This window comes from Alicyclobacillus sp. ALC3, assembly GCF_028751195.1.
GTDB lineage: Bacteria > Bacillota > Bacilli > Alicyclobacillales > Alicyclobacillaceae > Alicyclobacillus_L.
Map to the genome: position 1 here is coordinate 2,856,326 of NZ_CP066784.1, position 13,049 is coordinate 2,869,374.

10 protein-coding genes and 1 pseudogene are annotated in these 13,049 nt (G+C 59.1%); 7 read left to right on the forward strand and 4 right to left on the reverse strand.

The window, feature by feature from the left end; genetic code table 11:
* Positions 1-698: 698 nt before the first annotated feature.
* Together JC200_RS13200 and JC200_RS13205 are read right to left on the reverse strand one after the other, a co-directional pair.
* A complete protein-coding gene (locus tag JC200_RS13200; RefSeq protein ID WP_274432165.1) occupies positions 699-1,250 on the reverse strand; it encodes a helix-turn-helix domain-containing protein in 552 nt (183 codons plus the stop codon).
* A gap of 165 nt (positions 1,251-1,415) precedes the next feature.
* Positions 1,416-2,789 (reverse strand): APC family permease, encoded by a 1,374-nt coding sequence (locus JC200_RS13205; RefSeq protein ID WP_274432166.1) that lies wholly within the window; start codon positions 2,787-2,789, stop codon positions 1,416-1,418.
* A gap of 229 nt (positions 2,790-3,018) precedes the next feature.
* Between JC200_RS13205 and JC200_RS13210 the strand changes: the two genes are divergently transcribed.
* The 4 genes from JC200_RS13210 to JC200_RS13225 all read left to right on the forward strand — a co-directional run bounded on the left by JC200_RS13210 (position 3,019) and on the right by JC200_RS13225 (position 7,484).
* Positions 3,019-4,110, forward strand: coding sequence for a dipeptidase (locus JC200_RS13210; protein ID WP_274432167.1), 1,092 nt, complete (start codon positions 3,019-3,021; stop codon positions 4,108-4,110).
* A complete protein-coding gene (ald, locus tag JC200_RS13215; RefSeq protein WP_274432168.1) occupies positions 4,104-5,210 on the forward strand; it encodes an alanine dehydrogenase in 1,107 nt (368 codons plus the stop codon). The genes JC200_RS13210 and ald overlap by 7 nt, the downstream gene beginning before the upstream one ends.
* 23 nt (positions 5,211-5,233) lie before the next feature.
* Positions 5,234-6,598, forward strand: coding sequence for an alanine racemase (gene alr / locus JC200_RS13220; protein WP_274432169.1), 1,365 nt, complete (start codon positions 5,234-5,236; stop codon positions 6,596-6,598).
* Positions 6,599-6,947: 349 nt separating this feature from the next.
* Positions 6,948-7,484 (forward strand): DinB family protein, encoded by a 537-nt coding sequence (locus JC200_RS13225; RefSeq protein WP_274432170.1) that lies wholly within the window; start codon positions 6,948-6,950, stop codon positions 7,482-7,484.
* 808 nt (positions 7,485-8,292) lie between these two features.
* Here JC200_RS13225 and JC200_RS13230 read toward each other — a convergent pair.
* Positions 8,293-10,434: a S9 family peptidase gene (locus JC200_RS13230; protein ID WP_274432171.1), complete on the reverse strand. Its 2,142-nt coding sequence runs from the start codon at positions 10,432-10,434 to the stop codon at positions 8,293-8,295.
* 312 nt (positions 10,435-10,746) lie between these two features.
* Here JC200_RS13230 and JC200_RS13235 point away from each other — a divergent pair, with 312 nt between their 5' ends.
* The 3 genes from JC200_RS13235 to JC200_RS13245 are packed head-to-tail and all read left to right on the forward strand — an operon-like array spanning position 10,747 to position 12,411.
* Complete coding sequence (locus JC200_RS13235; RefSeq protein ID WP_274432172.1) at positions 10,747-10,944, forward strand: hypothetical protein; 198 nt, start codon at positions 10,747-10,749, stop codon at positions 10,942-10,944.
* Positions 10,945-10,977: 33 nt separating this feature from the next.
* On the forward strand, positions 10,978-11,193 hold the full coding sequence (locus JC200_RS13240; RefSeq protein WP_274432173.1) for a hypothetical protein: 216 nt from the start codon (positions 10,978-10,980) through the stop codon (positions 11,191-11,193).
* Positions 11,194-11,235: 42 nt separating this feature from the next.
* Entirely contained in the window at positions 11,236-12,411 is a 1,176-nt protein-coding gene (locus JC200_RS13245; protein WP_274436539.1) for an EcsC family protein, read from the forward strand.
* A gap of 110 nt (positions 12,412-12,521) precedes the next feature.
* Here the strand turns inward: JC200_RS13245 and JC200_RS24470 are convergent.
* Positions 12,522-12,869 (reverse strand): annotated as a pseudogene (locus JC200_RS24470) (hypothetical protein); the annotation flags it as partial.
* Positions 12,870-13,049 lie beyond the last annotated feature (180 nt).

The following is a 13,049-nucleotide window of genomic DNA, read 5'->3' on the forward strand; positions in this document are numbered from 1 at the left end:
CAATTTGTGTCAAGCCGTCTTGGATACTAAACATGACAAAAAACATCCGCACCTGCCACACTGTCTTCGTTAGTCAGATTGACCCTAACACGTTGGACATTACAGCAGTGGCACGAAGGTCAACGGGTGATCCAATTTCCGATGATACTTCAAGATGGTAACCCTGTATACATCGATAAGAGAGGGGTAGAAACCCAAGACTCGTTTGAGGGGGGGGTTAGAGCCTACAGACCGCATAGTCGATCAGGCGAGTGTCGAAAATGTCGCTAAACGCAGTTGTGGACGGGACTTAGCGACATTTTTCCCCTGAGTGACACCGGGATCGGCAAGAATTTAAGGATTAGTTATCACGAACGCAGGGCGGCTTCTAGTCACAATTCCGTGGATTAGTTGGCAATAGGACCGAATGCCCGTCATTAGTTCGTGGCAGCTCCTTGTAAGACGGAGAGATAAGATGTGGCTCGACCCACGAATATCAGACTGCTCACCGTCGACATGTGTTTTTGTCTTCGAGCCGAGCGACGCCAGCGTCGCTATCCGGTTCCAGAGCACACCGTTGCGGTCCTGACGATGTCGAAAATGTCGCGCTGAAAAACCGATTATGCCACATTTTTCCCACCGCCGGGGCCAGCCGGCCCTCACGAACCTCAGGATCCGCCTCGACCGCCCCTGATGCCCTGATGCCCAGTATGTCCAGCTTAGAACGTCGGCGGCGTCATGGCCCAGATGGACCTTGACGTGACATCGCCTGGATTGGCGAAGCGGTGCGGCGTCGAGGACTGAAACGAGATGCTGTCGCCTTCATACAAGTGAATCTCCTGGTCGTCTAAACGAACGATGAGTTCCCCTTCCAGTACATATCCGCATTCCTCGCCGGCATGGGTGACGAGGCCTTCAGGGTCGTGGGCTTGACCGGGATCAATCTCGACCAGTAGAAACTCTATCTGACCTTTCAGGTTCGGGCTCAGAAGTTGATAGCGCAGGTGCGAGTCAGGGAGTTGGATGATCTTGCGCTGCCCGCGGCGCACAACCATCGTTTCCTCCGCATCGCGCTTTTCGAAGAAGTCCTGCATGTGTGTATCCAACGCGTTGCAGATCCGCCAGAACACAGTCAAGGTTGGCGTCACCTTGCCACGCTCCACTTGGCTGATTAGGCTGGGGCTGACGGAGCAGGCATCAGCCAGGTCTTTGATCGTCATGCCTTTTTGTTGACGGATTTCCCGCAGCCGGTCGTGATCAAACTCAGACATTTGCAATATCCTCCACTAAGTACCGTGCAAAAATTGTGTTGATCCCGTTATAGCACATTACTGGTAAAAATGCCGTGCAAAGCGGCTGCGCTTACCAGCCTCACTTTGCACGGCACTCACGATATTTAGTCTATGGATGGGCACCGCGCATGGTTCCGTGAAGCTTTACGCCTCTGTCGCGTTGCCGGTCGAAGCAGCCTGCCGCGAATCTTTCAACCGCAGGTAGGCGACCCAGTACAGCAAGCCCACTGCGATAATGACGGCCGTCTTCACAATGTCACCCATCGCCTGCTGTGTCAGGGCGATGATCACGCCGATGATCGCGATCACGGGCGGGATCGGCCAGATTGGCATCCGGAACGGACGCTCTGCGGAGCGCTGGCGGAAGCGGGTCACGATCGCTGAGATGGCGATGAGCAGGTAGATCACGACGATAATCACGCCGGTAAATGTGATCAGGTTGTTGAGAGACGTGAAGTAGCACAGGATCGCATTGCCGACGCCGAGGAACACAAAGCCCCACTTCGGCACGTTGTGGCGGTTCATGCTGAGGAAGAACTGGTTGATCGGACCAGGCCAGCTGTTGTTGCGCGCCGAGTCGAAGTAGATGCGGGCGTACGCCAGGTTGCCACTGAGGCCGGTGTCGAACATCGCGATCACGACGCCGATAATAAGAATTGTCGCCCCGACGTGCCCTGTGACGGCCTGCGCCACGTAGGTCAGAGGCGCGCTTGACTTCATCGCCGTCGCAAAGTTCGGGATGGCGAGGGTGGAAGCCACGACGGCGAGGATCTCGACGATAACCGAGGTAAACACCGCGATCATCACAGCGCGCGGCAGGATGCGGCGCGGCTCGTGCACCTCTTCGGCGAAGTAGAGCGGCCAGTCGTAGCCGTTAAACGCAAACAGCGCGGGCACGACGCCTGCCATCATCGCCGCGAAGCTGACGCCGACTACTTTTCCATGGGAGTTCAGCGTCTCAGGGTGCAAAATGAACCCAATCGGATGGCTTGCGCCGGCGAAGGAAACACCGATGAACACGAGGATCACGGCGAGCTCGATGACGAGCATCACCATCGCGACCCAACTCGCTGCGCCGATGCGCTCCAGGGAGAACCAGGTGACGATGATCATCATAGCCACCGCGACCAAGTTCACGGGGAGTGCCGGGACAAGCGAGTTCAGGTAGGTAGCGGACGCCACCAAGATGCTGGCTGTTACTACGATCCCAAGTACGAGAAACAGTAGAACTGAGACGAATCCAAGCTGCTTACCTAAGGCTTGTCGGACGATCCGGTAAGCGCCCCCCGCACCGGGGAACATCGAACCGAGTTCGGCGTAGCAAAACGCCATCGATATTGCGATACACCCACCAATAATGAATGCCCAGAAAACCCCCGTGCCTGCAGAATCCAGTCCTGCACCGTAAACCAAGAAGACCGATGTAGTCGGCGAGATCGCGGCGATGGCAATCGCCAAGACCTGGCGCAGTCCCATCACCGGCTGAAAGCCTCGCTGCTGTGTAGTTGGCCCGTTCACAGGATCGTCCTCTCCTTCCTCAATACTTTTAATAAACTGAATGATTTGTTCCTAGATTACATTATCCTAACCATGTATGCGCTGTCAATCAGTCATTATGCGGGAAAAGCGGGCAGCGGTTTTAATACGGCTAAAATCTACTTTGTTTTGTTGCAGGATATTGAAATTGGAATCGCTGAATTCTATAATGGCTCCCGTTAAGAGTAATACGAGGCGGAGGGATGGTTCGATGTACAGGGCACCTAGTGGACACATAGTATTCGATCTGCATTCGGACATTCCGGCCGACATCGCTCTTTGGCGAGCAAAGGGGGAGAAGGCGGTCTTTGCCACGCGTCACGCGGACCGACTCGCGGCAAGCGGCGTCCGCGCTGCTGTGTTCGCGCTGTGGGTGGAACCGCAGTACCGAAACGCTGCGGCGACCAGGCTGACGCAACTGGCCGGAGCTTTGCTTGCCGATCTCGGTGAATCCCCCGAGCGCGTACAGCTAGTTCGAACAGCAGAGGAGCTCGACGCTTGTCTCTCGTCTGGTCGCTTCGCGGTGATGCTCGGCGTCGAAGGGATGACGTTTGTTGAACAGTGGCCCGCTGACATTCGGCTGACCGCTCAGATGGAGGATCGCGCGGCTGAGGGTCACGCGGCCATCCTCGACGAGCAAGCTCGTCAGTCGCTGCGCTTGCTCTCTGGCGTCGGCCTGCGCGAAGCCATCCTGGTGTGGGGAGAACGCAACGCGATCGCGAGTGGCCCCGTCCCGACCGCACAGGTGGAGGATGAGTCAGGTGGGCTCACAGACTTCGGCGGTCGTGTGGTTCGGCTGTGTGAAGACCTGGGTGTCGTAATCGACCTGTCGCATTTGAACGAAGCTTCCACAAACGACGTGCTCGCAGTTGCAAAGGGCACGGTTATCGCGTCCCACTCGAACGCGCGCGCACTCTGCGACCACCCGCGCAACTTGCGCGACGAACACATCAAGGAAGTTGGCCGCAGGGGGGGAGTCGTCGGGATCAACTCGTATGCTCGCTTTGTTCACCCGGACAGGGCGACGCTCGACCGCTACATTGACCACATCGTGTACGTGGCGGAGCTCACCGGGATTGATCACGTTGGCCTCGGCTTTGACTTTATGGACTACCTTCCGGACGACCTTGGGTTTCCGGAGCGCACGGAAGGACTGGCTCGGGTGGAGGACATACCGCAGCTGCTGCAACGGCTATCCGAACGCGGCCTGACGGATGAAGAAATAGCTAAGGTCTCATGGCAAAATGCAGCGCGCGTCATGGGAGTTGTTCGCACAAAACAGGAGGTGGGCAGCACATGTTAATCGGAGTGGCACGGGAGATCAAACAGAATGAGAACCGGGTCGGACTGACACCGGCTGGAGTCGCAACACTGACAGCGCAAGGCCACACAGTTCGCGTCGAGTCTGGCGCGGGGGTAGGGTGCGGGTTTTCGGACAAGGCGTTCCAGAACGCCGGCGCGCAAATGGTCACGCACGAAGACGCCTGGCAGGCGGAGCTCGTCGTGAAAGTGAAAGAGCCGCAACAGTCTGAGTACAAGTTTTTCCGACGCGACTTGACGCTGTTTACTTACCTCCACTTGGCGGCTGAGCCGGAACTCGCGGAAGCCCTCGTTCAGTCGGGCACGACAGCGATTGGCTACGAGACCGTGCAGGCGATGACTGGCGCGTTGCCGCTGTTGGCGCCGATGAGCGAGATCGCAGGCCGGATGGCGCCTCAGATTGGCGCCCAGTTCCTCGAGAACCACTACGGTGGCCCGGGTGTGTTGCTCGGCGGCGTACCTGGTGTGCGCGCTGCGCACGTCGTCATCGTCGGCGGGGGAGTCGTTGGCACAAACGCCGCGAAGATCGCGGTCGGCATGGGTGCCCACGTCACGATCTTCGACAAGAGCAACGAGCGCCTTGCGTTCCTGGACGACCTGTTCGGCAACAAAGTGCAGACGTTGTCGTCGAACCCATACGAACTGACTGCCAGCGCAGAGACGGCTGACCTGTTGATTGGATCTGTGTTAATTCCGGGCGCAAAAGCCCCGAAACTGATTACCACCGACATGGTGAAGTCGATGAAACCAGGCTCGGTCATCGTCGACGTCGCGATTGACCAAGGCGGCTCCGTGGAGACCATCGACCGCATCACGACACACGAAAATCCCATCTACACGGTGTTCGGCGTCAACCACTACGCGGTTGCGAACATTCCCGGCGCTGTGGCAAGGACGTCGACTGTAGCCTTGGTGAACGCAACCCTGCCGTACACGACGCAGATTGCAAAGCTCGGTTGGGAACACGCCGCACAACAGAACCTCGCGTTGCAGCGGGGCGTGCAAGTCACGAATGGGCAAGTCGTCCACGAGAGTGTCGCTCAGTCCTTGGGATTGGTCTTTCACGACTTGGTGCTGGCGTAGTTCAGCGCCACGAGGTGGAGGGATTGGATTTGATCAGGGGCACAGCATCGCTCTATCGCGGTACGTGGGCTGAAGTCGATCTCGACGCCATTACGTTCAACGTCAAATCGGTGAAGCAGCATGTCGGTCCGCGCGTTGAAGTCATGGCGGTCGTCAAGGCAAACGGGTACGGTCACGGCGCCGTGCCTGTCGCCAAGGCTGCCATCGCGGCTGGCGCAACGTGGCTTGGCGTCGCCACGCTCGGTGAGGCGCTGGAACTAAGGCAAAGCGGGATCACGGTGCCTGTACTCGTACTCGGCTATGTCTCCCCTGACGCTGCCAACGTCGCGATGGCGCAGAACATCACGCTGACGGTGGCTTCCGTGGCACACGCGGAGGGACTAGCTCGGTCGGTTGCAGCTGTGGATGGCGCTGAGTCCGCAGTTTCCGTTGGGCGGGGTGGGTACGTTGGGCAACCGACTGACGCTGCTTTGCTTGCAGGGCGGTCGCCGGGTGCGCTGTCGCTCGCGGGTCACTCGCTCAACGTCCACATCAAGTTGGACAGCGGCATGACGCGGATTGGCGTTCGCAACCCCGAAGAAGTACGCGCGGCCATTGCAGCCCTGGCGACAAACTCCGTGATCCACGTGACGGGACTGTTCACGCACTTTGCCCAGTCTGATGGGAAGGACCTGACCCATGCGAGGCGTCAACTTCGGGCCACGCTGGAGATGTTCGACGCGGCAAAGAGGGCGCTTGCGGACCTGGCGAAGGCTGGCGATGGCGCGAAGGCTGGCGATCGTGGCGTGAACGACCGGGATCGACTTATGCTTCACGCGGCGAATTCTGGTGCCATCATGCAGCTTCCGGAAAGTCACTTTGACATGGTGCGTCTCGGCATCAGCTTGTACGGTGTAGCGCCGTCCCTCTATCTGCACGCCAAGCCCGTCGTCCCGCTCCGGCAAGCTCTCAAATTGTACTCACAGATTGTGATGGTGAAGGAAGTGCCGGCTGGAACCGCGATTGGGTACGGGGGGACGTTTGTGACAAGCCGACCGACGCGTGTTGCAACGGTGCCAATCGGGTACGGGGATGGGCTTGCGAGGCTGCTCTCGAACAGAGGCAGTTTTCTCGTGCGCGGCCAGTCGTGTCCGATCGTCGGACGAGTTTGCATGGACCAGACGATGATTGACATGTCTGCAGTGCCGGGCGTCCGCGAGGGCGACACAGTCGTCGTCTATGATGACAGACTGCTGCTAGAGTCGGCTGAGCTCGCGGGCACGATCCCGTACGAACCGCTCTGCGCGATTGCGCCGAGAGTGCCTCGCGAGTACGTCGGAAGCGCTGGTGAGCTTGTGGTTGATCGCGATCACCATCGCACCGTTGGCACCGCGTATTCGGTGCTGTAACGGCAGCGAACTCCCTATTGTGTCAGATTCACGCAGGAAAGCGGTGGATAAGCGGCCCAGGGCGGCTTATCTCCCTTCATAGGGGGTTCCGATCCTCACGGCTCATCAACTCTGCGACGGGAAGCGCCGACTGACCTGCCCGCGCTCTCAACTCTTCGAAGTTGCTGTCGCTTATCTGCAGCTCCGTTCTCCGTTCAGGTGCGGTTGCTAACCTGTCACAGCTGGAAAATCACAAGTGCACACATCACAACGCTGTCGTGGCGAGGTACACTGAGTGCAGACGATCACGGACGAGGATGACATCGGTATCTGATGTTGTGGGAAACGGATCACGAAGGGAGTTGTGCACATGCGGCAGTTGCTGGAGATTACGCCTTTACCTGGATACCCGGAGGACATCGGCCGGTGGCTCTGGGCGATGGAGGCCGTGCGCGAGGAAAACTTGGAAGTCGTGGGGGGGCTTACTCAGGAAGAACTGGACTGGGAAGGTCTAGACGGGCAGGAAAACTCCATCGGATCGCTCTTGTACCACATTGCGGGTGTCGAAATGGGGTGGTTGCACTTTGACCTCCTGCAACTGAAGGAGTTCCCTCCTGAAGTGAAAGAGGACTTCCCGCATGACTTGTTCGGCGCCGACCGGCTGACAGCCATTAAAGGTGTGCCGCTCGCTGAACACCTTGGACGCCTAGAACGCAGTCGCGCCGTTTTTCTCGACGCCTTTCGCGGCATGACACTGGAAGACTGGCGGAGCTTGCGGGCGCCGGACGGCGAAAACTACGAAGTGACACCGGAATGGACTGTGTTTCACCTGGTTGAGCATGAGGCGGGGCATGCTTACCAGATCCGCAGCCTCAAGCGCCGCGCAGCTCACGCCCTCCGTCAGTAGACGATTAGGCGGGAAAGGTTAGTGACGCGCGACGCGGGCGTCGCTAACCGACTAATGGCTCGTGCGCTCAAGCTGCCGGAGTATCGGAAATGTAGGCTAACCGCTACGAAAACGGGACTTAAGCGACGCATTTTCACGTAACGCTGGGTCGCATAAGCCAGAGGCGCAGACGTAGAGAGGTAAAGAGGTAGAGAGTTCCACCCCATCGACGATGGACGGGTTGGTTGCCGTATTTAACGGCACAGAACAGCCTATTGGGCCAATTTAGGTGCCATAGACGGTAGATAAGCGGCCTAAGGCCGCTTATCACCCATTTTTGGGGGGGAATTCAGCCGATTCCGCAGTCATAAACGGTTGCGGAACGCCTATTCAACCGGGGGAACCACCAAAAATCGCGGATAAGCTGTTATGTGCGGCTAAGTTGCGCCGCAAACTGCCCGCGGCCTCCGCGCCGTCCCGCCGAGCGCCCCCGCGGGTCGCATAAGCCAGAGGCGTCGAGGTAGAGAGGTAAAGAGGTAGAGAGTTCCACCCCGTCGACGATGGACGGGTTGGTTGCCGTATTTAACGGCACAGAACAGCCTATTGGGCCAATTTAGGTGCCATAGACGGTAGATAAGCGGCCTAAGGCCGCTTATCACCCATTTTTGGGGGGGAATTCAGCCGATTCCGCGGTCATAAACGGTTGCGGAACGCCTATTTAACCGGTGGAACCACCAGAAATGGCGGATAAGCTGTTATGTGCGGTTAAGTCGCGCCGCCGCGCCGCGCCCCCGCACCGCCGCCGCAAACTGCCCGCGGCGCCGCCGCCTTACTTCACCATCGCCGCCGTGATCCCAATCTTGTCGAGCGCGAACGCGAGGTGCTCCGCAGCCTCGTGCAGGGCGTCGAGGCGGCCGGATGCGCCGAAGTGGCCGGCGCCCATGTTCACCGTCATGAGCAGAGTGTTCTGGTCTGTCTTCGTCTCGCGCAGGCGGGCGACCCACTTGGCAGGTTCCCAGTACGACACGCGCGGGTCGGTCAGGCCAGTCGTGACCAACATGTGCGGGTACGGCTTCGCCTCGACGTTGTCGTACGGGCTGTACGACTTCATGTACGCGTAATACGTCGGGTCGTTCGGATTGCCCCATTCGTCCCACTCGAGTGTCGTGAGCGGGATGGACTCGTCGAGCATCGTCGTGACGACGTCGACGAAGGGGACATCGGCCGTGATGACCTTGAACAGCGTGCCGGCGATGTTCGCCACCGCGCCCATCAAGAGGCCGCCGGCGCTGCCACCCTGGGCGGCAATCCGGTCGGACGTCGTGTAGCCGCGCGCGATGAGGTCCTGTGCTACCGCGACAAAGTCGGTGAACGTGTTCTTCTTGTGGAGGAACTTGCCTTCGTCGTACCAGCGCCGTCCCATTTCACCACCGCCGCGCACCTGTGCCGTCGCGAGCACAATGCCCGCGTCGAGGAGCGGGAGACTGGCGGCACTAAACCGCGGATCGCGGTCGATTCCGTAGCTCCCATAGCCGCTGAGGCGCAGCGGGGCAGGGCCGTGATCGAGCGCGCCTTTGCGGTAGGCGAGGTAGAGCGGAACTTTCGTGCCGTCGTCCGCCGTCGCCCATAGTCGCTCCTGCGCGTAGGCGGCCCGGTCGTACTCCCCGGGCACTTCTGCGACTTGGAGCACAGTCTGTGCGCCTGTTTTCAAGTCGATCCCGATGGTTGTTCGCGGTGTCAGCAACGACTCGTAGACGATGAGCGCCTCCGCTGTATTGAAGCTGAGGTTGTTGCCCACGCCGACGCGATAGACCGGTTCGTCCCACGTCAGTTTCGCCAGCGACCCGCCATTCTGTTCCCCGCCGCTCAGTGCCCCGTTACTCAGTGCTCCGCCATTCTGTTCCCCACCGCTCAGTGCCCCGTTACTCAGCGTCCACAGTTCCGTTAACCCGTTCTCTCGGCCGGACACGATGACGGCGTCGCGAAACGGGTGAACGCCGAGGAGGTAGCGGTTCTGGTCGTGCGGTATGACCTCAGTCCGCGCGCGATTCGACGTGTCTGTGACTGGGCAGGTCAGCAGTTTGAAGTTGGGCGCGTCTTCGTTCGTGAGGATGAGGAACGAGTTGCCCCAGTGTTCAACATCGTATTGGATGTTGGTGCGCCGGGGGTCAAATACGCGCCACTCGCTGGTCGGTTCGTCGGCTTTCAGGTAGCGGATCTCGAACGTTTCCTTGTTTTCGGCGTGCAAGAACAGGTACGCGCCGCTCTGTGACTTGCTCATGCGCATGCCATACGTGGCGTCGGTCTCTTCGTAGATGAGGGTGTCGCTGTCTGGTGAAGTCCCAAGCTCGTGGCGCCACAGTTGGAACGGACGCTGCGTGTGGTCGACGCGGATGTAGAAGAGATACCGGCCGGTTGCGTCCCACTCGAGACTCTCGTCAATGAAGACGTTGTCGATCTTATCCTGGAGCAGCTCCCCGCTTCCCAAGTCCTTCACGAATGCGGTGTAGCGATCGGTTCCGTCGCGGTTCTCGAGGTAGGCGAGGAGCGTCTGGTCGTCATTTAGCGTCTGAACCGTGACATCGAGGTACCCGCCGTCCGTTACCATGGTGTTCAAGTCGAGCAATACCTCTTCCTCAGCGGTAGCGACATCGGCCCGAGTTGCGGCGCGTTTGCGAGCATAAATCGGGTATTGAAGCGCTTTCTCCATGCGCGAGTAGTAGAAGTAATCTCCGAGCTGGACTGGGACGGCTGCTTCAACGTCCGGCACGCGCTTGACCATCGCTTGAAACAGCGCTTCTGTCAGCGGTTCAAGCGGCGCCATCTGTTCTTTGTAGTAGCGATTCTCATCCTCGAGGTAGCCAATCACCTCAGGGTTGTCTCGCTCACGCAGCCAGTAGTACTCGTCTGGTCGGACGTCGCCGTGGAGTACGTGTTGATAAGGGATTTTCTTCGCTCTCGGTGCCTGCATAGGAACCTCCCGGGTTGTCGGAATGATAGGTACACAAAACGAGTGTATCCTATCTACGGTGCAAAAAGAAATGGATGTCGAATGATGGGGAATCGTGACGAAGTTACCACAAATTTATCAACCCACTGTGCCAAAAATCGGTTAGAATAAATTGGAATGGAGAATGGCTGGTTGTTGCGGGTTCTACGCGGGTGACATCAGGTGTCACCTGCGTGATCCAATATAAAAGGTGTAGACAGAAAACTCACCACAGAGACATGACCGCAAAATGGGCGGTCGGTAAAGGGTACCATGGTGAGGGGAGGGTCTGCGATGTCGACTTGGAGTCGCTCGCAGAAAGTGTGCGCAACCTGTCGCTACTGGGGCGGGGAGCGTGCGATTCACATTCTGGGTCAGTCCGTTAAGCCGACGAGCCCGACAGGGGTGTGTCAGGGACCTGACGACAGTCTTCGCGGGACAGCTACGCCCCAGGCTTCGACCTGTGCAAAGTGGTCCTTGTTTACCGCTTAATGCAAGCTGCTCGCTTGTAGGTGACCTCGCCAGATGGCAGAGGGTGAAACAAAAATGCGTCGTTCGGGCGTTGTGGTTGAGCGCTCGGCCGACGCATTTTTGTCGGAGTTCACGGTGATTGATTGGCGAACGTCCATGATGTGCACTGACGTGGGATTACCCATCGATTCACACCTCGACAGCCGTGATACGATACAGGCAGACAGGCTGTGCAAGTTGCGACTCGCTTCGATTCAATCGACTCAATAGATGTAGTGATTCTAGCAGTCAGTGGAGGGGTACAGCGTGGAAATGTCGACGCTCGATTTGGAGCGACTAGCGGAAGCAGTCGACCTGCTCGAACACCCGACACTGGGGGACAAGCTCTCCAGACTGGTCGGGCGACCGGTCGACAAAGCCCTGCACATGATACCAAAACGTCTGCAGCGAGGGATTGATTCAGCAACTGATCGCGCAGTTCGCTCCGCGCTCGATGTTGTGCTGCGGTCAGTCGACATGACGAAAGTCGGTAAGCCGTCCGCTGACAAGACGCACAAGGTACTTGCGGCGGGGGCAGGGTTCGCTGGCGGTCTCGCCGGCGGGTGGGGCGTGTTGTTCGAGTTGCCATTTTCGACTGGCATCATGTTGCGTAGCATCGCAGACATCGCGCGCAGCGAGGGCGAGGACTTGTCACTTCCGGCAGCCCGTCTCGCCTGCATCGAAGTGCTCGCGCTCGACACCACGCACCCGCTCGCCAGCGTAGACGACTCGTGGACGGCGTCCGTGGGTGGCCAGTCTACCACGCGCGCGGCCAGCAACCGCGCGTCGCATGCGGACGGCAGTCGGGCATCCCTCGGCGCTTACTACGGCCTGCGCAGGGCACTCGATTCCGCGGTCGCCGAGGCGGTGGCGTATTTGGCGGGACAGGCCGGGTCCGTCACAGTGGCTGAAGTCGCGGCTGCCGGAGCGGCTGCAGCCGCTGGGTCCACAGCTGGGTCTATGGGTCGTGCTATCAGTGGCGCAGCCGGAGCAGGACTAGCCGGGGTTGCGGGCGCCGCCACCGACAAGGGACTCCAGGCGACTTCAGGTAAAGCTGCGCCCGCGCTCGTTCACTTGGCTCAGCGCATCGCCGAACGCTACGGTCTGACGGTTTCAGAGCAAGTCGCAGCGCAGTTGATCCCGTTCATTGGCGGGCTTGGCGGAGCGACGGTCAACTTCATTTTCACTGACCATTTTCAACGTGTCGCGCACGGACACTTCATCGTCCGGCGCTTGGAACGCAGCTATGGAGCTGAGGTTGTGGCGAGGGAGTATCAGCGAATCCGCAGGGGCGGGGAGCCGGTGTTCTCTGTTGGAGCAATCGCGGCGGCGGGGGCAGGCGAGCCTGGTGACGTTGCCGAAGTCGCCGCGCTGCCATCTGCCCGCGAACTGGCGGAAGTCGTGGTCGTTGACGGGGGCAGTGAGTGGTCTGTCCGCGACCCATCGTGATTCGAGGACACGCGGTTGCGGTACGCCTCAAGGACAACTTCGCCGCTGCGCCAGAGGTCAGCGGTGGAAGACGCAGCGTTGGTCGTACCTACAATGACACAAGTGACAGCGGCTATCGGTGCAAGTGTGGCAATCGCCCAAGTGATGAGCGAGATGAAGATGACGGGTATCAATAAGAAGATGAGTCGCGCGCGTGTCGACAAGTTCCCTTCAATCCGGACCGAAGGGTTGGTCCCGTACAGGGCGTAGCGGACCTCGGCGGCGGGAGCTGCAACCCGGATTGCGGCATAGTGCAGTGCCTCATGGAAAACCAGACAAACGGCGATGGCCGTGATTGTCAGTGAGACGTGCCACGCCCAGACCGACGGGTGAAGCCAGGTGTCAAACGACCAAAACCAACCGGGGATGGTCAATAGTCCAACTCCGTTCAGCAGCAAAGTTCGACCGTTCGTTGTCATCACCCACCTAACTGGCTTGTCCTACTGCAGCAGGATGGACCTGTTGCAAAGGCAATAAACCTTCGTTAGTGGATGTCTATGCAAAGAGGCTGCACGGTAACCCTGACAGGCGTGAAAGGGCTGGGGGGAATGGAAGTCCTCAGTCGCTGGCACGGCATTGCTGATAAATGGGGTATTACC